15 protein-coding genes, 1 tRNA gene and 1 pseudogene are annotated in these 21,350 nt (G+C 71.3%); 14 read left to right on the top strand and 3 right to left on the bottom strand.

The window, feature by feature from the left end:
* Positions 1-13: 13 nt before the first annotated feature.
* Entirely contained in the window at positions 14-874 is an 861-nt protein-coding gene (locus tag JXZ78_RS35820) for a DUF4184 family protein (protein WP_030021000.1), read from the top strand.
* Between the two features lie 186 nt (positions 875-1,060).
* On the opposite strand, the gene polA is transcribed toward JXZ78_RS35820, so the two are convergent.
* Entirely contained in the window at positions 1,061-3,799 is a 2,739-nt protein-coding gene (polA, locus tag JXZ78_RS35815; RefSeq protein WP_030020999.1) for a DNA polymerase I, read from the bottom strand.
* Positions 3,800-3,964: 165 nt separating this feature from the next.
* Between polA and JXZ78_RS35810 the strand changes: the two genes are divergently transcribed.
* The 7 genes from JXZ78_RS35810 to JXZ78_RS35780 all read left to right on the top strand — a co-directional run bounded on the left by JXZ78_RS35810 (position 3,965) and on the right by JXZ78_RS35780 (position 13,446).
* The gene (locus JXZ78_RS35810) at positions 3,965-6,253 is read left to right on the top strand and encodes an FdhF/YdeP family oxidoreductase (protein WP_030020998.1); all 2,289 of its coding nucleotides are present in this window, start codon (positions 3,965-3,967) and stop codon (positions 6,251-6,253) included.
* A 192-nt stretch (positions 6,254-6,445) separates the two neighbouring features.
* Complete coding sequence (locus tag JXZ78_RS35805; RefSeq protein ID WP_030020997.1) at positions 6,446-6,922, top strand: PaaI family thioesterase; 477 nt, start codon at positions 6,446-6,448, stop codon at positions 6,920-6,922.
* Positions 6,923-7,472: 550 nt separating this feature from the next.
* Positions 7,473-8,705, top strand: a complete 1,233-nt coding sequence (locus tag JXZ78_RS35800) for a branched-chain amino acid ABC transporter substrate-binding protein (protein WP_030020996.1) — start codon at positions 7,473-7,475, stop codon at positions 8,703-8,705.
* 227 nt (positions 8,706-8,932) lie between these two features.
* Positions 8,933-9,862 (top strand): branched-chain amino acid ABC transporter permease, encoded by a 930-nt coding sequence (locus tag JXZ78_RS35795; RefSeq protein WP_030020995.1) that lies wholly within the window; start codon positions 8,933-8,935, stop codon positions 9,860-9,862.
* Between the two features lie 5 nt (positions 9,863-9,867).
* The gene (locus JXZ78_RS35790; RefSeq protein WP_050502601.1) at positions 9,868-11,724 is read left to right on the top strand and encodes a branched-chain amino acid ABC transporter permease; all 1,857 of its coding nucleotides are present in this window, start codon (positions 9,868-9,870) and stop codon (positions 11,722-11,724) included.
* 7 nt (positions 11,725-11,731) lie between these two features.
* Positions 11,732-12,727, top strand: coding sequence for an ABC transporter ATP-binding protein (locus JXZ78_RS35785; RefSeq protein ID WP_030020993.1), 996 nt, complete (start codon positions 11,732-11,734; stop codon positions 12,725-12,727).
* Positions 12,724-13,446, top strand: a complete 723-nt coding sequence (locus JXZ78_RS35780) for an ABC transporter ATP-binding protein (protein WP_030020992.1) — start codon at positions 12,724-12,726, stop codon at positions 13,444-13,446. Before JXZ78_RS35785 ends, JXZ78_RS35780 begins: the two co-directional genes overlap by 4 nt.
* A gap of 50 nt (positions 13,447-13,496) precedes the next feature.
* On the opposite strand, the gene JXZ78_RS35775 is transcribed toward JXZ78_RS35780, so the two are convergent.
* Positions 13,497-13,694: a hypothetical protein gene (locus JXZ78_RS35775; protein ID WP_238783601.1), complete on the bottom strand. Its 198-nt coding sequence runs from the start codon at positions 13,692-13,694 to the stop codon at positions 13,497-13,499.
* Positions 13,695-14,176: 482 nt separating this feature from the next.
* On the opposite strand from JXZ78_RS35775, the gene JXZ78_RS35770 reads away from it, so the two are divergent.
* The 3 genes and pseudogenes from JXZ78_RS35770 (at position 14,177) to JXZ78_RS35760 (ending at position 18,791) form a co-directional block, all read left to right on the top strand.
* Positions 14,177-14,977, top strand: coding sequence for an AfsR/SARP family transcriptional regulator (locus tag JXZ78_RS35770; protein WP_106968815.1), 801 nt, complete (start codon positions 14,177-14,179; stop codon positions 14,975-14,977).
* A pseudogene (locus JXZ78_RS35765) lies at positions 14,967-15,650 on the top strand (AfsR/SARP family transcriptional regulator); the annotation flags it as partial. The gene JXZ78_RS35770 and the pseudogene JXZ78_RS35765, both read left to right, overlap by 11 nt.
* Positions 15,651-15,707: 57 nt before the next feature.
* The gene (locus tag JXZ78_RS35760; RefSeq protein ID WP_372498475.1) at positions 15,708-18,791 is read left to right on the top strand and encodes an AfsR/SARP family transcriptional regulator; all 3,084 of its coding nucleotides are present in this window, start codon (positions 15,708-15,710) and stop codon (positions 18,789-18,791) included.
* A 3-nt stretch (positions 18,792-18,794) separates the two neighbouring features.
* Here the strand turns inward: JXZ78_RS35760 and JXZ78_RS35755 are convergent, their stop codons facing one another.
* Positions 18,795-19,478 carry an ANTAR domain-containing response regulator gene (locus JXZ78_RS35755; protein ID WP_030020987.1) on the bottom strand — a complete coding sequence of 228 codons (684 nt, stop codon included), beginning with the start codon at positions 19,476-19,478 and terminating at the stop codon, positions 18,795-18,797.
* Positions 19,479-19,577: 99 nt separating this feature from the next.
* On the opposite strand from JXZ78_RS35755, the gene JXZ78_RS35750 reads away from it, so the two are divergent.
* The 3 genes from JXZ78_RS35750 (at position 19,578) to JXZ78_RS35740 (ending at position 21,330) form a co-directional block, all read left to right on the top strand.
* Positions 19,578-19,650: transfer RNA gene (locus JXZ78_RS35750), tRNA-Leu, on the top strand.
* A gap of 109 nt (positions 19,651-19,759) precedes the next feature.
* Positions 19,760-20,533, top strand: a complete 774-nt coding sequence (locus tag JXZ78_RS35745; RefSeq protein WP_030020986.1) for a helix-turn-helix domain-containing protein — start codon at positions 19,760-19,762, stop codon at positions 20,531-20,533.
* 23 nt (positions 20,534-20,556) lie between these two features.
* On the top strand, positions 20,557-21,330 hold the full coding sequence (locus JXZ78_RS35740; RefSeq protein WP_030020985.1) for a helix-turn-helix domain containing protein: 774 nt from the start codon (positions 20,557-20,559) through the stop codon (positions 21,328-21,330).
* The last annotated feature ends 20 nt before the right edge of the window (positions 21,331-21,350 follow it).

Raw genomic sequence — 21,350 nt, 5'->3', positions numbered from 1 at the left:
CAGGGAGAGAGTCATGCCGTTCACACTCAGCCATGCCGCCGCGGTGCTCCCGGCCCTGCGGCGGACCGGGACGGCGCGCGGGCCGCTGGTCGCCTCGGCTCTCGTCGCCGGATCGTTCGCGCCGGACCTGACCTACTACGCGGACTCCGTGGTGCCCGGTGCCATGCTCTTCGGCGACGTCACGCACGGGCTGCCGGGCATGCTCACGGTGGACGTGCTGGTCACCGCGCTGCTCGTGGGCGGCTGGCTGCTGCTGCGCGAACCGCTGGTGGCACTGCTGCCGGAGGCCTGGCGCGGCGGGGTGTACGCGGTGGTGCGCGGCCGCCCTTGGCCGGCGGGCGGCAGGCCGCTCGCGGCGTTCACCGTGTGGTTCTACGTCTCGGCGGTGCTGGGCGCGCTGACCCACATCGTCTGGGACGCGTTCACACATCCGGGCCGCTGGGGCACCCGGCTGGTGCCCGTCCTCAACGAGGTCGTCGGGGGCTTCCCGCTCTGCACGTACGTCCAGTACGGCACGTCGGCGCTGGCCCTGGCCCTGATCGGCTGGTTCCTGTGGACCGCACTGCGGCAGGCGCCAAAGACCCCCGCTCCGGCCGGGCTGCCGGTACTGACCGGAGGGCGGCGGCTGCTCGGCGTGGCCCTGGTCGCGCTGTGCCTGGTCGGCGGCGGTGTGCACCGTACGCTGCGGGCCCGCGCCCAGTTCGGGGAGCTGGCCGTGACCTGGTTCGACTACGTGCCGACCGTGCTCTTCGGCGCGGGAGCGGGGCTCGCCCTCGGGCTGCCGCTGTACGCGGTGGCGGTACGGCTGCTGCACCGCCGCACGCGCCGGGCCGACGGCACAGTCGCGTACGACCGCTCCGGCGCGCGGCCGTAAACGGCCGTCCGCGCGGCCGGGAGGCGAGGGCGCCGCGCAAGCGGCCGGGAGGCAGCGGCATCACCCGAGCGGCCAGAAGGCGGAGGCGCCGCACGCGCGGCCGGACGGCAGAGGCGCCGCACCCCCGTCCGTACGCGCGGCGCCTCCCCTCCGGCACACGGCTCAGTGCACCACTCGTCACACGGCTCAGTGCGCCGCCGACTCCCAGTCCCCGCCGGAGCCGACCGACACGTCCAGCGGGGCGCGCAGCTCCACGGCGCCCGCCATCTCGCGCCGCACCAGCTCCTCGACCTGCTTGCGCTCGCCGGGCGCCACCTCGACCACGATTTCGTCGTGCACCTGGAGCAGCATCCGGGAGGTGAGACCGGCCGCCCGCATCGCCTCGTCGACCCGCAGCATGGCCACCTTGACGATGTCGGCGGCGGTGCCCTGGATGGGGGCGTTCAGCGCCATCCGCTCGGCCATCTCGCGGCGCTGGCGGTTGTCGCTGTTCAGGTCGGGGAGGTAGCGGCGGCGGCCCATGATCGTCTCGGTGTAGCCGGTGGCGCGGGCCTTGTCGACGACGTCCTGGAGGTAGTCGCGCACTCCGCCGAACCGCTCGAAGAAGGTGTCCATCAGGCGGCGGGCCTCGTCGGGCTGGATGCCGAGCTGCTGGGAGAGGCCGAACGCCGACAGGCCGTACGCCAGGCCGTAGGACATCGCCTTGATCTTGCGGCGCATCTCCGGGTCCACCTCGGTCTTGGCGACCGAGAAGACCTGGGAGGCGACGGTGGTGTGCAGGTCCTCGCCGGAGGTGAACGCCTCGATCAGGCCCGCGTCCTCGGAGAGGTGGGCCATCACGCGCAGCTCGATCTGGCTGTAGTCGGCGGTCAGCAGGGATTCGTACCCCTCGCCGACGACGAAGCCGCGGCGGATCGCGCGGCCCTCGTCGGTGCGGACCGGGATGTTCTGCAGGTTCGGCTCGGTGGAGGAGAGGCGGCCGGTGGCGGCGACGGTCTGGTTGAAGGTGGTGTGGATGCGGCCGTCCGCCGCGATCGTCTTGATCAGACCCTCGACCGTGGTGCGCAGCTTGGACTGCTCCCGGTGGCGCAGCATGATCACGGGGAGTTCGTTCTCGGTCTGCGCGGCGAGCCAGGCCAGGGCGTCGGCGTCGGTGGTGTAACCGGTCTTGGTCTTCTTGGTCTTGGGCAGGCCCAGCTCGCCGAAGAGGACTTCCTGGAGCTGCTTGGGCGAGCCGAGGTTGAACTCGTGGCCCGCCGCGGCGTGCGCCTCCTGCACGGCCTGCTGGACGGCGGCGGCGAACTGCTGCTCGATGCGCTCCAGCCAGCCGCGGTCGGCGGCGATGCCGGCCCGCTCCATCCGGGCCAGCAGCACGCTGGTGGGCAGCTCCAGGTCGCGCAGCAGACCGGCCGCGCCGACCTCGTCGAGCTTGGTGGTCATGGCGGCGCCGAGGTCCAGGACCGTGCGGGCCTGGTTCATCAGGGCGTCCGCCTGGGCGCGGTCGTCGGCGCCGAAGGCCAGCTGGCCGTCGCTCTCGGCGGCCGGGGCCAGGTCGCGGCCCAGGTACTCGACGGACAGCGCGTCCAGCGCGAAGGAGCGGCGGCCGGGCTTGACCAGGTAGGCGGCGAGGGCGGTGTCCATCGTGACGCCCTCGATGCTCCAGCCGTGCTCGCCGAAGACCCGCATCAGGCCCTTGACGTTGTGCATGACCTTGTGGCGCGTCGGGTCGGCGCTCCAGGCGGCGAAGGCCCGCTCGTCGGCCTCGTCCAGCTCGGTGGGGTCGAACCAGACGGCCGGCCCCTCGGCGGTGGCCAGGGCGACCTCGGCGACGCTGCCGCTGCCCACCGTCCAGGTGTCGACCGTGGAGACGCCCAGCAGCTTGCCGCCGTGCTCGGCCAGCCAGGGGGCCAGCTCGCCGGCGCCGGCGACCGTGCCGTCGATCTCCACCTCGGCGGGCGCGGGCCCGGTGTCCTCGGCCTCCGCCGCGCCCGGGTCGGCGGCGAGCAGCCGCTCCCGCAACCCCTGGTTGCGGATCTCCAGGCCCTCCAGGAAGACGGTCAGCGCCGAGCGGTCGTACGCCGCGCGCGCCAGCTCGGCGGGGCCGCAGGGCAGCTCCACGTCGCGCACCATCTCGGTCAGGACGCGGTTGAGCTTGACCGCCTCCAGGTGGTCGCGGAAATTCTGCCCGGCCTTGCCCTTGACCTCCTCGGCCCGCTCCACCAGCTCCGCGAACGAACCGAACTGGTTGATCCACTTCGCGGCGGTCTTCTCGCCGACGCCGGGGATGCCGGGCAGGTTGTCGGACGGGTCGCCGCGCAGCGCCGCGAAGTCCGGGTACTGGGCGGGGCTCAGGCCGTACTTCTCCTGGACCTTCTCCGGGGTGAAGCGGGTCAGCTCGGAGACGCCCTTGGTCGGGTACAGCACCGTGACGTCGTCGGTGACCAGCTGGAAGGAGTCGCGGTCACCGGTGACGATGGAGACCTCGAAGCCCTGGGCGGTGGCCTGGGTGGCGAGGGTGGCGATGACGTCGTCGGCCTCGAAGCCCTCCACGGCGAAACGCTTGACGTGCATCGCGTCCAGCATCTCGCCGATCAGCTCGACCTGGCCCTTGAACTCGTCGGGCGTCTTGGTGCGGTTCGCCTTGTAGTCGGGGAACTCCTCGGAGCGCCAGGTCTTGCGGGAGACGTCGAAGGCCACCGCGAAGTGCGTGGGTGCCTCGTCACGCAGGGTGTTCGCGAGCATCGACGCGAAGCCGTAGATCGCATTGGTCGGTTGCCCGGTGGCGGTGGTGAAATTCTCCACGGGCAGGGCGAAGAACGCCCGGTACGCCATGGAATGCCCGTCCATCAGGAGCAGCCGGGGACGGCCGCCCCCCACCGCTTCGGTGCCGGTCGCTTCGCTCTTCTTCGCTGCCTTTGCTGCCACACCCCGATCCTGCCACGCCCCACTGACAATCCCCGCCGCGACGACCGCGGCGGCGCCGCCGTCAGCCGTCCGTGACAGGATTCTGTATACGGCACCTATCGTCGCCCCGCGGTGTCGGCGGCGCCGTACCCCAACAGCACACCACTCGGCTCAAGGGAGAGCGCCATGGCAGGCAAGCCGCCCGCTTCGGACCCGATCCAGGACTCGCCCGAGGTCACGCCGCCCGAGCACTACGCCGTCGGCCTGCCGGCCATCGGCCATGCGCTGCGCGTGTCCCAGCAGCAGATGGGCGTGCGCCGCACGGCTCTGACGCTGCTCCGGGTCAACCAGAAGGACGGCTTCGACTGCCCCGGCTGCGCCTGGCCCGAGCCCGAGCACCGGCACGCGGCCGAGTTCTGCGAGAACGGCGCCAAGGCCGTGGCCGAGGAGGCCACGCTGCGCCGCGTCACCCCCGACTTCTTCGCCGCCCACCCGGTCTCCGACCTCGCGGACCGCAGCGGCTACTGGCTCGGCCAGCAGGGCCGGCTGACCCAGCCGATGTATCTGGCCGAGGGCGCCGACCGGTACGTACCGGTGTCCTGGGAGCGGGCCTTCGACATCATCGGCGAGGAGCTGACCGCGCTCACCTCCCCCGACGAGGCCGTCTTCTACACCTCCGGCCGTACGAGCAACGAGGCCGCCTTCCTCTACCAGCTCTTCGCCCGCGAATTCGGCACGAACAACCTGCCCGACTGCTCGAACATGTGCCACGAGTCGTCCGGCTCCGCGCTGACCGAGACCATCGGCATCGGCAAGGGCAGCGTCCTGCTGGAGGACCTGTACAAGGCCGATCTGATCATCGTCGCCGGGCAGAACCCGGGCACCAACCACCCCCGGATGCTCTCCGCCCTGGAGCAGGCCAAGGCCGGCGGCGCGAAGATCATCTCGATCAACCCGCTGCCCGAGGCGGGCCTGGAGCGCTTCAAGAACCCGCAGAGCCCGCGCGGCCTCGCCGGGCGCGGCACGGCCCTGACCGACCTCTTCCTCCAGGTGCGCCTCGGCGGCGACCAGGCCCTCTTCCGTACGCTGAACCGGCTCATCCTGGAGACCGAGGGCGCCGTCGACACCGAGTTCGTCGAGGAGCACACTCACGGCTTCGAGGAATTCGCCGCGGCCGCCCGCGCAGACGACGACTGGGACGCCACGCTCGCCGCCACAGGCCTGACCCGCGAGGAGATCGAGCGCGCGCTGGAGATGGTTCTGGCGTCGCGCCGCACGATCGTCTGCTGGGCGATGGGCCTGACCCAGCACAAGCACTCCGTCCCCACCATCCAGGAAGTCGTCAACTTCCTGCTGCTGCGCGGCAACATCGGCCGCCCCGGCGCGGGCGTGTGCCCGGTGCGCGGCCACAGCAACGTGCAGGGCGACCGCACGATGGGCATCTTCGAACGCCCCGCACCGGCCTTCCTGGACGCCCTGGAGAAGGAGTTCGGCTTCGCGCCGCCCCGCGAGCACGGCTACGACGTCGTACGGGCCATCCGCGCGCTGCGCGACGGCGACGCCAAGGTCTTCTTCGCGATGGGCGGCAACTTCGTCTCCGCCACCCCCGACACGGATGTCACCGAGGCCGCCGTACGCCGCGCCCGGCTGACCGTCCACGTCTCCACCAAGCTCAACCGCTCGCACGTCGTCACCGGCGCCCGCGCCCTGATCCTGCCCACCCTGGGCCGCACCGAGCGCGACGTGCAGGCGGGCGGCGAGCAGTTCGTGACCGTCGAGGACTCCATGGGCATGGTGCACGCCTCGCGCGGCCGCCTCGCGCCCGCCAGCCCCCACCTGCTCTCCGAGCCCGCCATCGTGGCCCGCCTCGCGCGCCGCGCCCTCGGGCCGGACAGCCGCACGCCCTGGGAGGACTTCGAGAAGGACTACGGCACGGTCCGCGACCGGATCGCCCGCGTCGTCCCCGGCTTCGAGGACTTCAACGCCAAGGTGGCCCGCCCCGGCGGCTTCGCCCTCCCGCACGCCCCGCGCGACAGCCGCAGCTTCCCCACGGCCACCGGCAAGGCCAACTTCACGGCCGCGCCCGTGGAGTACCCGCACCTGCCCGAAGGCCGGCTGCTCCTCCAGACGCTGCGCTCGCACGACCAGTACAACACCACGATCTACGGCCTCGACGACCGCTACCGCGGCATCAAGAACGGCCGCCGCGTCGTCCTGGTCAACCCCGAGGACGCCCGCGCGCTCGGCCTGGCCGACGGCTCGTACACGGACCTCGTCAGCGAGTGGACCGACGGCACGGAGCGGCGCGCGCCCGGCTTCCGCGTCGTCCACTACCCGACGGCGCGTGGCTGCGCGGCGGCGTACTACCCGGAGACCAACGTCCTGGTGCCGCTCGACCACACCGCCGACACCAGCAACACCCCCGCCTCGAAGTCGCTGGTGGTCCGCCTGGAGCCGGTGCCGCCGCAGACCTGACCGGACGGCACGGACCTGACCGGACGGCACGGACCTGGCCGGACGGCGCGTACGGTACGGGCCGCCGCCCCGGCCCGTACCGCCGCTCCCTGGCCTGATAAGAACGTGCACGACTCAACGACCGGCGTCGGACCGGCGCCGCTCCGGCGCGCCACGACCGCCGCCACCGGCACACGAACGGAGCCGCAGGACATGGGCGAGCAGCGCGCGACCACGTTTCCGCAGGAGATCATCGACCAGTGGGCCGGTCTCGGCCTGGACCTCGCCGCACTGTTCTCCGCCGGTCACCTCGGTACGCGGATGAGCGTGCAGGTCCTGGAGGCCGCGCCGGAGCGGATCGTCGGCACCATGCCGGTCGAGGGCAACACCCAGCCGTACGGGCTGCTGCACGGCGGCGCCTCCGCGGTGCTCGCCGAGACCCTCGGCTCGGTGGGCGCGATGCTGCACGGCGGCCCCACCAAGCTGGCGGTCGGCGTCGACCTGAACTGCACCCACCACCGCGGCGCCCGCTCCGGCCTGGTCACCGGCGTCGCCACCCCGCTGCACCGCGGCCGCTCGTCCGCCACGTACGAGATCGCGATCACCGACGAGGACGGCAAGCGCGTCTGCAGCGCCCGGCTGACCTGCATGCTGCGCGACGTGGACGCGTCGGTGTACCACCGCGGCTGATCCCCTGACAGCACTGCCGTGCTCCGCGCGGCACCCACGGCGTCCCGGCGGCCCCGTTCCCGAAGAGGGAGCGGAGCCGCCGCCGTACGCCCCCGGGCGCCTGAGCCCCGTCGTGCGCGCCACGCCGTACGCCCCCGCGCACCGTAACGCTCCGTAGCGCACGCGGAGGGCGCCACCGCCGCCGGGCCCCCTCCGCTGCACCGGCCCCTCCCCCGCCCCGCGCGCCCCATCCGATATGCGGACGTCCGGACCATGATCAGCCTCAAATCCCCTGCGGGAAGTGCCAGTTCACGCTCCGCTCGGCGTCCGCGCCGAATGTAAGGAGCATGAGGGCAAAACGCTCATCGACGGTCATAACAAGAGCGTCACATCCCGGTCAGCGCCGCTGTCAGGTCGCCGGGCACCGCTCTAGAGTCACCGCCAGTCACCGCGCCGCCGGGCGCGCGTTGTGAGCACGGACCCTGTACCACCCGTACAGCCCGGCGCGCGAAACGGTCGTGCGACGCGCCCGACCGCGCCAGGGAAAGGACTGATCGTGCGTCACCGTTCCTTGCTCATACTCACCACCACGGTCACCGCAGGCGCCCTCACGCTCTCCGCATGCGGTTCCCGCGGCGACGACAAGAAGGGCGGCGAGGGGTCCAAGACGTCCGTGACCATCGGACTCGACGCCCCGATCACCGGCGAACTCTCCGCCCTCGGCCTCGGTATCCGCAACTCCGCCCAGCTCGCCGTCGACAACGCCAACAAGGCCGGCGAGGTCAAGGGCGTCGAGTTCAAGCTCGAACCGCTCGACGACAAGGCGCAGGCCAACGTCGGCCAGCAGAACGCCACCAAGCTGGCCGGCGACAAGGACGTCCTGGGCATCGTCGGCCCGCTGAACTCCAGCGTCGCCCAGTCCATGCAGCAGGTCGCCCAGCAGAACGGCGTGGCGCTGATCTCCCCCGCCAACACCACCCCGGACCTCACCCAGGGCAAGGACTGGAAGCAGAACAAGCGCGTGCGGCAGTTCTCCACCTACTTCCGCACGGCCACCACCGACGAGGTGCAGGGCGCCTTCGACGGCCAGTTCGCCTGGGAGAAGGCCAAGTTCAAGAACGCGTACGTGATCGACGACCAGAAGACCTACGGCGCCGGCCTCGCCGCCTCCTTCCGCACCCAGTTCACCAAGCTGGGCGGCAAGATCGTCGGCTCCGAGCACGTCAACCCGGAGGACCGCGACTTCAAGGCCGTCGTCGCCAAGGTCAAGGCGGCCAAGCCGGACGTCGTCTTCTACGGCGGCGAGTACCCCGCGTCCGGACCGCTGAGCCAGCAGCTCAAGGACGGCGGCGTCACCGTGCCCCTGATGGGCGGCGACGGCATGTACAGCGCCGACTACATCAAGCTCAACAAGAAGGCGCAGGGCGACTACGCCTCCTCCGTCGGCAAGCCCGTCGAAGAGCTCGCTTCCGCGAAGAAGTTCATCGAGGACTACCAGGCCGCCGGCTACAAGGACCGCTACGAGGCGTACGGCGGCTCCACCTACGACGCCACCTGGGCCCTGATCCAGGCCGTCAAGAAGGTCGTCGGCGACAACGGCGGCAAGCTGCCCGCGGACGCGCGCAAGAAGGTCGTCGACGCCATGAACCAGGTCTCCTTCGACGGCGTCACCGGCCACGTCTCCTTCGACAAGTACGGCGACACCACCAACACCATGATCACCGCCTACCAGGTCGACCAGGGCAAGTGGGTCGCCCGCTTCAGCGCCGAGTTCAAGAAGTTCGACAAGGCCGGCAAGAGCTGACCCGGCCGGGCCGGCCCGTACCGACAGGGCCGGCCGTCCCGTACCGCCGAGGCCGGCGGGCCCGGACCGTCCGCGGTCCCGGGGCCGCCGGACCCCGCCGCTCCACCCCACCGGCCAGTGCCCCCGGGCCGCGCCAGGACGCCACGAACGCCCTCCGGCGCAGCCCTCAGGCACACGGGCTTGCCGCCACCGCCCGTACCGTCTTCCCACCCCTCGGAGGCCCTGCGGTGAACGAACTGCCGCAACAGCTGGCCAACGGACTCATCCTCGGCGCGATGTACGGACTCATCGCGATCGGCTACACGATGGTCTACGGCATCGTCCAGCTCATCAACTTCGCGCACGGCGAGATCTTCATGGTCGGCGGCTTCGGCGCGCTCACCGTCTACCTCGTCATGCCGTCCGGCACGTCCCTCCTCCTCGCGCTGCCCCTGATGCTCCTCGGGGCCGTCCTCGTCTCCGGTGTCGTCGGCGTGGCAGCGGAACGTTTCGCCTACCGGCCGCTGCGCGGCGCGCCCCGCCTCGCGCCCCTGATCACCGCCATCGGCCTGTCCATCGCCCTCCAGCAGGCCGTCTGGATGTGGTACCCCGAGGGCAACAAGGCCCGGGTCTTCCCGCAGTTCAAAGGGGACTCCTTCGAGATCCTGGGCGCCACCGTCCAGCGCGGCGACATCTTCGTGATCGTCGCCGCCCCGGTCTGCATGATCGCCCTCGGCTTCTTCGTCGCCCGCACCCGCAGCGGCCGCGCCATGCAGGCCACCGCCCAGGACCCGGACACCGCCAAGCTCATGGGCATCAACACCGACCGGATCATCGTGCTGGCCTTCGCCATCGGCGCGGTCTTCGCGGGCATCGCCGCCGTCGCCTACGGGCTGCGCACCGGCGAGGTGCAGTTCCGGATGGGCTTCATCCTCGGCCTCAAGGCCTTCACCGCGGCCGTCCTCGGCGGCATCGGCAACATCTACGGCGCCATGCTCGGCGGCCTCGTCCTCGGCGTCGCCGAAGCGCTCGCCACCGGCTACGTCGAGGACATACCCGGCATGCAGCAGTTCGGCGGCGGCGCCTGGAAGGACGTCTGGGCCTTCGTCCTCCTCATCCTCGTCCTCCTGCTCAGGCCACAGGGCCTGCTCGGCGAACGCGTCGCGGATCGGGCGTGATAGCGATGACCACCACCACACCCGCCAACGGCGGCAACGGCCCCGGGAAGACGGCCGGGACCGCGACGCGGCGCCCCCCGGGCGTCTTCCGTCTCCCCGAACGCGGCGCCCTCCTCGGCACCGCGGCCGCCGCCCTCGCCACCGCCGCCTCCACCGCCCTGCCCTGGACCTGGAGCAGCGACTTCCCCGGCGACCTCACCTACTACGGCTCCCCGGCCGGCCTGCAACTGATCACCTTCGCCGGCGGCGTCCTCACCCTCCTCTTCGCCCTCTCCGGCCTCGGCGTCCGCGGCCTCGGCCGGCTCACCCCGGCCGGCCGCACCTCCCCCGTCCTGTTCGCGTCCCTCGCCACTCTGGCCGCCACCTGGTTCACCCTCGGCGCCATCGCCGTCCAGCTCGGCGGCCTGGTCAACCTAGAAGCCGGCGGCTACATCGCGGGCGCCGCCGCGCTCGCCACGTTCCTCGGCGCCCTCGGCCTGCCCGCCGACCGCCCCGTCCCGGCAGGCTGGGAGACCGCCCCGGCCCCCGGCGCCTGGCAGCGCTTCACGGACGCCCTGGCCTCCGTACCGCCGCGCGAACCCGCACGGCCGCTGCCCTCCTGGGGCGAGATCCTGGTCATCGCCGCGGCCTTCGGCGCCGGGCTGTACGTCTTCACGTACGGCATCGACGCGGAGGACGGCGCGCCCTTCGTCGGCTACCTGATCTTCGTCGCGCTCGCCACGCCCGCCCTGCTCCGCGCCGGACTCGTCCGCCGCCTCACGGAGATCACCGCCCGGCACCGCGGCGTCGCGCTCGCCGCGGCCTTCGTCGCCGCGGCCTGCTTCCCGTTCACCCAGGACACCGACCAGTACACGATCATCGGCGCCAACATCCTGATCTTCGCCACCGTCGCGCTCGGCCTGAACGTCGTCGTCGGCCTCGCCGGCCTGCTCGACCTCGGCTACGTGGCCTTCCTCGGCGTCGGCGCCTACGCGGCCGCCCTCGTCTCCGGCAGCCCCGAATCGGCCCTCGGACTCCACTTCCCGTTCTGGGCCGCCCTGCTGACCGGCGCCGCCGCCTCGCTCGCCTTCGGCGTGCTGATCGGCGCCCCCACCCTGCGCCTGCGCGGCGACTACCTCGCCATCGTCACCCTCGGCTTCGGCGAGATCTTCCGTATCGCCATGCTCAACCTCAACGGCACCACCGGCCCCGACGTCACCAACGGCGCCATGGGCATCCCGAACATCCCCAACCTGGAGATCTTCGGCTTCAACTTCGGCGAACCCCACCAGATCCTCGGCTTCACCATCGCCACCTACGGCAACTACTACCTCCTGATGATCCTCGTGACCGCCGTCGTCGTGCTGGTCTTCCGCCGGGCCGCCGCCTCCCGCATCGGCCGCGCCTGGATCGCCATCCGGGAGGACGAGACCGCCGCCGTCGCCATGGGCGTCAACAGCTTCCGGCTGCGCCTGCTCGCCTTCGCCCTCGGCGCCGCCCTCGCCGGATTCGCCGGCACCGTGCACGTCCACGTCGTCACCACCGCCACCCCCGAGCAGTTCCAGTTCGCCGGCCCCACCCCGCCCAACTCCGCGTTCCTGCTCGCCGCCGTCATCCTCGGCGGCATGGGCACCCTCAGCGGCCCCCTCGTCGGCGCGGCCCTGCTCTTCCTGATCCCCGCCAAACTCGACTTCCTCCAGGACTACCAGCTGTTCCTGTTCGGCCTCGCCCTCGTCCTGCTCATGCGCTTCCGCCCCGAGGGCCTGATCCCCGACCGCAGGAAACAGCTCGAATTCCACGAGACCGGCCAGCTCGACGTACCCGATACGCGCCTGCCCGCCGGGGACCAGGCCCTCGGCGGCGGCAACCAGGCGAAGGCGTGACGAGACCATGACCACACCCACGGCATCCACCGGTACCGCCGACACCGTCCTCGAAGCCGCCGGCGTCACCATGCGCTTCGGCGGTCTGACCGCCGTACGCGGCGTCGACCTGACCGTCCGGGCCGGCGAGATCGTCGGCCTCATCGGCCCCAACGGCGCCGGAAAGACCACCTTCTTCAACTGCCTCACCGGCCTCTACATCCCCACCGAAGGCACCGTCAGCTACCGAGGCACCCGCCTCTCCCGCAAACCCCACCTCGTCACCAAGGCCGGTGTCGCCCGCACCTTCCAGAACATCCGTCTCTTCGCCAACATGACCGTCCTGGAGAACACCCTCGTCGGCCGCCACACCCGTACCAAGGAAGGGCTCTGGTCCGCCCTCCTGCGCGGCCCCGGCTTCCGCAAGGCCGAACGCTCCTCCGAGGAACGCGCCATGCAGCTCCTGGAGTTCACCGGCCTCGCCGCCAAACGCGACCACCTCGCCCGCAATCTGCCCTACGGCGAACAGCGCAAGCTGGAGATCGCCCGCGCCCTCGCCAGCGACCCCGGCCTGCTCCTCCTCGACGAACCCACCGCCGGCATGAACCCCCAGGAGACCCGCGCCACCCGCGACCTCGTCCTCGCCATCCGCGACCAGGGCACCGCCGTCCTCGTCATCGAGCACGACATGCGCTTCATCTTCAACCTCTGCGACCGCGTCGCCGTCCTCGTCCAGGGCGAGAAACTCGTCGAAGGCAGCTCCGAGGCCGTCCAGGCCGACGAACGCGTCGTCGCCGCCTACCTCGGTACGCCCTTCGAGGACGCACCCGGCGCCGAAGAGGCCGCCGAGGTACGGGCCGCGGAGGAACAGGCCCGCGCCGCCGGCCACGGCCCCGCCGTCCAGGAGGACACCCCCCGCGCCGCCGCCCCGGAGGACGCTCCCCGCGCCGACCGCCCGCCCGAGGACCGCCCACCGGGCGACTCCCCACCCGGGAACCACACCCCGGAAGGAGACGCCCGATGACCACGCCCCCGCTTCTCCAGGTCGAGGACCTGCGCGTCGCCTACGGCAAGATCGAAGCCGTCAAAGGCATCTCCTTCACCGTCGAGGCCGGCCAGGTCGTCACCCTCATCGGCACCAACGGCGCCGGCAAGACCACCACCCTGCGCACCCTCTCCGGCCTCCTCAAACCCCTCACCGGAAAGATCACCTTCAACGGCGCGCCACTCATCGGCGTCCCCGCCCACAAGATCGTCGAGCGCGGCCTGGCCCACTCCCCCGAAGGCCGCCGCCTCTTCCCCCGCCTGACCATCGCCGAAAACCTCAAGCTCGGCGCGTTCCTGCGCAAGGACCCGGACGGCATCGAGGCCGACATCCGGCGCGTCTACGAGCTCTTCCCCATCCTCGGCGAACGCAGCCGCCAGGCCTCCGGCACCCTCTCCGGCGGCGAACAGCAGATGCTCGCCATGGGCCGCGCCCTGATGTCCCGGCCCAGACTGCTGATGCTGGACGAACCCTCCATGGGCCTGTCCCCCATCATGATGCAGAAGATCATGGACACCATCCGCGAACTGCGCACCCAGGGCACCACCATCCTCCTGGTCGAACAGAACGCCCAGGCCGCCCTCTCCCTCGCCGACCACGGCCACGTCATGGAGACCGGCACCGTGGTCCTGTCCGGCACCGGGCAGGAGCTTCTGCACGACGAGTCCGTGCGGAAGGCCTATCTGGGGGAGGACTGAACGCGGCGGCGGCCCCGGGCGGATCGACGCCCACCCGGGGCCGCCGCGTTCTACTGAGTCGCCACCAGGACGTGATACAGCGCGTAGAGCACCGCCGGCAGCGCCCCGATGAGCACCGCGACGGCCGCGAGCACCGCCGGCAGCCGACGCGTCGACTTCAACTCCCGTACGAGATAGGCGACCAGCCCGAAGAAGGCCAGTGTCACCACCACCCCGGCGGCAAGCCACATCCAGACTTCCGAGTGCACGACACACTCTCCCTTCGACCATGCCCGGTCCAGCGGACGACCTCGGCGCACGACCGCGGAACGCTCCGGACAGGCCCGTGGTAAGGGAGCCCGCGACCGGTGCACGGCGATGCGAAGAGTCGGAACGACGGTAGCCCAAACCAGGCCCCATGGGCCACAGTTGGCGAAGAAATACGGCACGGCAGAGCGCCCGGGCTACCACCCCCGGGGCCCTGCCGAAAGCGTGCCGGACCAGGCATGAGTCTCAGGACGCTGTCCTGCAAGAGTGGTGGCCGCCTGTAAACGAACGATGAACGCTGCACCCACCCACTCCGAGCAGCCAAGTCCAAGGCTACAACCAGCGGCGATCCACAGCCACTTAACGTCCACTGAACGCCCTGCTATCTTCCCTGACAGCGCGTACAGCAGCGCCGTGTCCGCGCACCGAAGCACCGAAGCACCGAAGCACCGAAGCACCGAAGCACCGAAAGGGGCACACGAACGTGGCAACGCTTCACTTCGGTCTGCTGGGACCGGTGACCGCCCACCACGCCGACGTCCCCGTCCCTCTGGGGCCACCGCAGCGCCGGGCCGTCCTCGCCGCCCTGCTCCTCCCCCCGGGACAGGCCCTCACCGTCGCCGCCCTCCGCGGACGCGTCTGGCCCGGCCCGCCCCCCGCCTCGGCGATCTCCGCGATCCACCTGCACATCCACCACCTGCGCCGCGCCCTCGCGCCGTACGACGGACCGGACGACGAGCATCCGGTCCGTCTGACCACCCACCCGGGGCACAGCCCGGAAACCGTCAGCTACCTCTTCCACATCGCGCCCGGCCAGATCGACGCCGACCGCTTCCGGCGCCTCGCGGACGACGGCGCGGACCGCCAGGCCCGGGGCGACCACCACGGCGCCCTCGACCACTTCGACGCGGCACTGGCCCTCTGGCGCGGCGAACCCCTCACCGGCCTCCGGCCCTCCGCGTTCGTACGCACCACCCGGCGCACCCTCACCGAGATCCACCTGGACACCGGCAGACGCCGGGCCGCCGCGCTGCTCGCGACCGGAGCCGTCTCCCGCGCCACCCACGCCCTCCAGGAACTGCACGACCGGCACCCTGACGACGAGAGCACCGTCGTCGCCCTGGCCCGCGCCCTGTGCGCGGCCGGGGTCGAAAGCCGCGCCGCCCGCCTGCTCGGCGAAGAACTCGAACGACGGCACCGGACCGACGGCGTCCGGCCACCTGCCCTGGCACGCGCTCGTGCGACCCTCCTCTCCGGCACGACGGACCAGCGCGATGGATCTTGAAGCACGGCTCCTCGGGCCGCTCCGGCTCGCCATCGGCGGCATCGACGTCACCCCCTCCGCCCTCCGCCAACAGGCCCTGCTCGCCTCCCTCCTGCTGCACCACGGCCGACACGTCCCCGTCACCGCCCTCACCACGGACGTCTGGGGCACCGCCCCACCCGCCACCCCCAAGGAACAGATCCACACCCACGTCCACCGCATCCGGCGCCGGCTCGACCAGGCCACCGGCCGCGGCACCGGGCACCGGACCCTCACCTGGGAACACGACGGCTACACCCTCCGCCTCCCCGCCCACCACATCGACCTGACCCGCTTCCTCACCGCCCTCGACGAAGCCAGGACCCAACTGTCCGAAGACCGCCCCGACAACGCCCGCACCCTGCTCGCCGACGCCCTCAGCACCTGGCGCGGCCCCGCACTCGCCGGCCTGGACAGCGGCACCGGCCTCGCCCCCCACGTACAACGCCTGGAAGACCTGCGCATCGAAGCCCTCGGCCTGCGCATCGAAGCCGACATCCGAACCGGCCGGGCCGCACGGACGATCCCCAGACTCCGCGCCCTCATAGACGAACACCCCTACGACGAAACTCTCCACACCCACCTCGTGACGGCCCTGCACACCACCGACCACCCCCTGGAAGCACTGCACGTCCTGGAAAAGTTCGGGGACGCCCTGGAGGCGGCACACGGAACCGGGCTGCCGCCACGCCTCCGGGCACTCCATTCCGCGATCAAGAACGACGCGAAGGCCCCGGCCGTACCCGCCCCGGTCACTGCCACCCCTCCCCGCCCCGCCACCACTCCAGACCCTCCAGCCCCCTCCCGAAGCTCCCCGCCGAGCCCCGACGCACCCCCCGCCCACCAGGACTCCGTCCGCTTCACCGTCCTCGGACCCGTACGGGCCTGGCGCGGCACGACACCACTCGCGGCCGGCTCCCCGCAGCAGCGCGCCCTCCTCGCCATCCTGCTGCTCCGCGGCGGACGGGCCGCCACCGCGGCCGAACTCGTCGACGCCCTCTGGGGCGACGAACCACCGCACGCCGCCCTCGCGGCACTGCGCACGTACGCCTCACGCATCCGCAAATCACTCGGAGCGCACGCGGACATGATGGTCGCCGAATCCGGCGGCTACGCGCTGCGCGGGTTGCGCGACCAGCCACTCGACCTCGACCTCGATCACGCGGAAAGGTACGCCGCCGAAGCCGAGACCGCCCGCGCCGCCGGCGACCGCCACGCCGCCCGCCGCCTCCTGGACTCCGCCCTCGCCCTGTGGGACGGCGAACCGCTGGCCAACCTCGCCGGACCGTACGCCGAGAACCAGCGCACCCGCCTGGAGGAATGGCACCTGTCCCTCACGGAGACGCGCCTGGAACTCGACCTCGAACTCGGCAACCACACCGAAGCCGTCTCGGAACTCACCGCGCTCACCGCCGCCCACCCCCTGCGCGAACGCCTCCGCGAACTCCTCATGCTCGCCCTGTACCGCAGCGGCCGGCAGGCCGAAGCACTCGCCGTCTTCGCCGACACCCGCCGCCTGCTCGCCGACGAACTCGGCGTCGACCCCGCCCCCGCCCTCTCCGACCTCCAGCAGCGCATCCTGACCGCCGACCCCGAACTGGGCCCCCCCGCGCCCCGGAACACCGACGAACCGAACCCCACCATCCCCCTGCAACTGCCCGCCACCGTCCCGGACTTCGTCGCCCCCGACACCACCCTGACCCACCTGCACGACCACCTCACCACCACCGACGGGCTGTTCACACCGATCGCGGCCGTCAGCGGCCTTCCCGGCGTCGGCAAAACCACCCTCGCCGTCCACGTCGCCCACCTCGCCCGCGACCGCTTCCCCGACGGCCAGCTCTACGCCGACCTCCAGGCCACCCGCACCCCCGCCGACCCCGGAACCGTCCTCGGCTCCTTCCTCCGCGCCCTCGGCACCCACGAACCCGACATTCCCGACGGCACCCACGAACGCGCCGCCCACTACCGCGCCCTCCTCGCGGACCGCCGCGTCCTCGTCGTCCTCGACGACGCCCACGACGCCGCCCAGGTCCGCCCCCTCCTGCCCAGCACGGACGGCTCCGCGGCCCTCGTCACCAGCCGCTCCCGCCTCGTCGACCTCGCCGGCGCCCGGTTCGTCGACCTCGACGTCATGAGCCCGGCCCAGAGCGTGACCCTCTTCACCCGGATCGTCGGCGAACAGCGTGCCGCCGCCGAACCCGAAGCCGCCAGGGAGGTGGTCCACGCCTGCGGCCACCTGCCGCTCGCCATCCGCATCGCCGCCGCCCGGCTCGCCGCCCGCCGCACCTGGACCGTCTCCACCCTCGCCGCCAAACTCGCCGACGGACGCCGCCGACTCGACGAACTGCGCGCCGGCGACCTCGCCGTGGCAGCCGCCCTGGAACCCACCTACGGACTGCTGACACCACGGCAGGCACGGGCCTTCCGGCTCCTCGGCCTCGCCGACGGCCCGGACATCTCGCTCCCCGCGGCGGCCGCCCTGCTCGACACGGACACCGACACCGACGGGACCAGCGGCACCGAGGAACTCCTCGAATCCCTCGTCGACACCTCACTCCTGGAGACCGCCGCCCCTGGCCGCTACCGCTTCCACAATCTCGTACGCCTCTACGCCCGCTCCTGCGCCGAACGCGACGAGCACCCAAAAGCGCGCTCAGCAGCCCTCACCCGGTTGCTCCACCACTACCTCGCCACCGCCACCGACGCCCACCAGCTCAAATGCCCCGGAGACCGGCTGCTCGACCACCTCACCCCGGCCACTCGGCCCGGCACCGTGTTCACCAGCCGCAACGCCGCACTGGACTGGGTGTTCACCCAGGGCCACAACCTCCTGGCCGCCGTACGGCAAGCCACCGCCCCCGAGCGGAACCCCCACGAGCTGCGCCCCGCCGCCGACCTGCTCCTCCTCGCCCAGGACCTGCTCGCCTCCGCCGCCCTCCTCCCCCAGTACGAGCAGACCGCCCACACCCTGGCCGAAGCCGCCCACGAAGCAGGAGACACCACCGCCGAAGCCCGCGCCCGCCTCCTCCTGAGCCGCGCCCACGCCCGGCTCGGACGCTTCCGGGAAGCCGAGAACCAGTCCCGCGCCGCCCTCGCCCTCGGACAGCTCGCCGACGACCCCGTCGTACGCGGCCGAGCCCTGAACCTCCGCGGCGTCGAAGCACTCACCGCCCACCGCCACGGGGACGCCCTCACGCACTTCGCCCAGGCCCTCGACGCCTTCCGGCGCGACGGCGACCGGTACGGCGAAGCCGCGGTACTCGCCTACCAGGCGCGCGCCCTGCTCGGGCTCGGACGCGAAGCGGAAGCCCTGGCCGCCGCGGACCGCGCCCTCCGCCACCACCGCGACCTCGGCGCCTCCGCCCGGCTGGCGCACGGCCTGTACACAACAGGCGTCACCCTGGCCGCGGCCGGCCGACTGGACACGGCACGGTCCCGGTACACCGAAGCTCTGGCGCTCTTCCACGAAGAACGCCAGAGCCTGTGGGCCGGACTCACCCTCTACCGGCTCGCCGAAGCCTGCCTCGAAGCCGGGCAGCCCCTAGAAGCCGCACGCCACGCGGAAACCGCCCTCGGCGCACTCCGGAGCAACGGCGGCACCTGGCGACGCGCCAAAGTCCTCGTCACCCTCGGCCACGCCCTGCGGGCAGCAGACCGGTCGGAACGTGCGCACGCCGCCTGGCAGGAGGCGCTACGGCTCTTCACGACGCTGCGCGCCCCCGAGGCCGACGACGTACGCGCCCTGCTCGGCCTCCCGGCACCGCGCACCCCCGCCGCCGCGCGCCTGCCCTGACCGCTACTCGCCTTCCTTGACCTTCTTGTCCTTCTGCTGTTCCTTCTGCTGCTTCTTCTCCTCGGCGTCCTCGATGACCGCCTCGGCGACCTGCTGCATGGACAGCCGTCGGTCCATCGACGTCTTCTGGATCCAGCGGAAGGCGGCCGGCTCGGTCAGCCCGTACTGGGTCTGCAGAACGCTCTTCGCCCGGTCCACCAGCTTGCGGGTCTCCAGCCGCTGGGTGAGGTCGGCGACCTCCTTCTCCAGCGTCTTCAACTCCGTGAACCGGCTCACCGCCATCTCGATCGCCGGCACCACGTCGCTCTTGCTGAACGGCTTGACGAGGTACGCCATGGCCCCGGCGTCCCGCGCCCGCTCCACCAGTTCGCGCTGCGAGAACGCGGTGAGCATCAGCACCGGGGCGATGCTCTCCTCGGCGATCTTCTCGGCGGCGGAGATCCCGTCGAGAATCGGCATCTTCACGTCCAGGATCACCAGGTCCGGCCGGTGCTCCCGGGCCAGCTCCACGGCTTTCGCCCCGTCCCCGGCCTCGCCGACGACGGTGTACCCCTCCTCCTCCAGCATCTCCTTGAGATCGAGACGGATGAGGGCCTCGTCCTCGGCGATGACCACACGGGTGGTCTGCGGCGGGACATGCGACTGATCGTCCTCGGCGACGGGCTGCTCGGGCTCGGCGGCGCTCACGGGTCTCCTCGTTCCAGGCAGGTGGTGCCCCATGAGCCTACCTATCTCCTGTATGTTTGAGGCACGGCGGGTCTCCGCGAACCTTGGTTTTCAAGGTAAGCCCTGGTAGTCCAGCGGAAGAGACACGGTGCTCAAACCACCGACAGCGTGGGTTCGAATCCCACCCAGGGCACTTTACCTTCGATTCGAAGGCAATTCACCGGTTGGCGATCTTCACTCTACGCGGTGAACACCGTAGTGAATCGGCCCGCTCGGGCAAACATCTCGCCAAGCTCGTATTCATGTACGACCTTGATGCACGTCAGCGAGCTCTGGCCCTCCTTCGGCAGGGTGTCACCAATCGCGAGGTAGCGCAGCAACTCGACGTCCCGCGCGGGACCGTCGGCTGGTGGCGCCATGAAGACCGCAAGCGCCGCGGCGAGCCGTTCGAGCGCGTCCACGACTGCCCCCGTTGCGCACCCCGGCCCTTCGACCGCAGGGCCTATGCGTACTTACTCGGCCTCTACCTCGGCGACGGCCACATTGTCTCGAAAAAGAAACAGCACCACTTGTCCATCTACTGCGGTGATGCCTGGCCCGGCCTCGTCGACGAGGCCGAGGAGGCCATGCGCAAGGTGATGGCCACTCCTTCCACGGGCCGACGCCAGAAGCCGGGGTGCGTGGAGGTGAAGTCCTACACCCGGCACTGGACGTGCCTGTTTCCTCAGCACGGTCCCGGCAGGAAGCACGAGCGGCCCATCGTCCTGGAGCCGTGGCAACAGGAGATCGTCGACGCCTACCCGTGGGAACTGATCCGCGGCCTGATCCACTCGGACGGCTGCCGGGTCACCAACTGGACCACACAGCTCGTCGGTGGCCAGTCCAAGCGGTATGAATACCCGCGCTACTTCTTCACCAACAAATCCGAGGACATCCTGAAAATCTGCTCCGACACCCTGACGGCCGTGGGCATCGAATGGAAGATCACCCGGAAGTTCGACGACCCGTTCAACATCTCCGTGGCGCAGCGGGCCTCCGTAGCCCTCATGGACACCCACATCGGTCCGAAATACTGATCTCCTGAAGGCGGAACTCGGCCATGTACGACATCCCCACCCGCAAACGCGCCCTCGCCCTCCTGGCTCAAGGGCGCAGCCTCAACTCCGTCAGCAAGGAGACCGGGATATCGCGGTCGGCGATGCGCGAGTGGCGCGTCAGGCTGGAACCTCTCGCCCGCCCGAGGACGGAGTGCGTGCGGTGCGCGAGTGAGCCGCGGCCGCCCGCCGATGCCGCCGCGTACGCGTATCTGCTCGGGCTCTACTTGGGGGACGGCTGCATCAGTCCTCACCCGCACGGCGGCTTCGTCATGCGGATCGCGTGCGCGGATGCGTGGCCGGGGCTCATCGACGCATGCCGTACGGCCGTGCTGCGTGCGGGGACCGGCAACAGCGTCTGCCTGGTGCGTAAGCAGGGCTGCGTCATGGTGTCCTGTTACAGCGCGCACTGGCCCTGTCTGTTCCCACAGCACGGGCCCGGTAAGAAGCACGACCGCCCGATTCTTCTGGAGCCCTGGCAGCAGCGCATCGTCGACGCTCACCCCTGGGAATTCCTCCGGGGCCTCTTCCATTCCGACGGCTGCCGGATCACCAATTGGGCGACCCGCCTCGTAGGCGGCGTGCGCAAGCGGTACGAGTATCCGCGGTATTTCTTCACCAACGCCTCGGCCGACATCGTCCGGCTCTGTACGGACACGTTGGACGCGGTGGGGGTGGCCTGGCGGCAGGCCCGTCACAGTCGGCGCGCGCAGAATGTGTCGGTGGCCCGCCGTGCGTCTGTGGCGCTGATGGATGCGCACGTCGGGCCCAAGTACTGAAGCGGTGTCCGCGGGTGGCG

Origin of the sequence: Streptomyces monomycini, from assembly GCF_022271435.1 — a bacterium.
In the GTDB taxonomy this organism is placed as follows: Bacteria; Actinomycetota; Actinomycetes; order Streptomycetales; family Streptomycetaceae; genus Streptomyces; species Streptomyces monomycini.
This window is presented reverse-complemented; position numbering and strand designations above follow the sequence as displayed.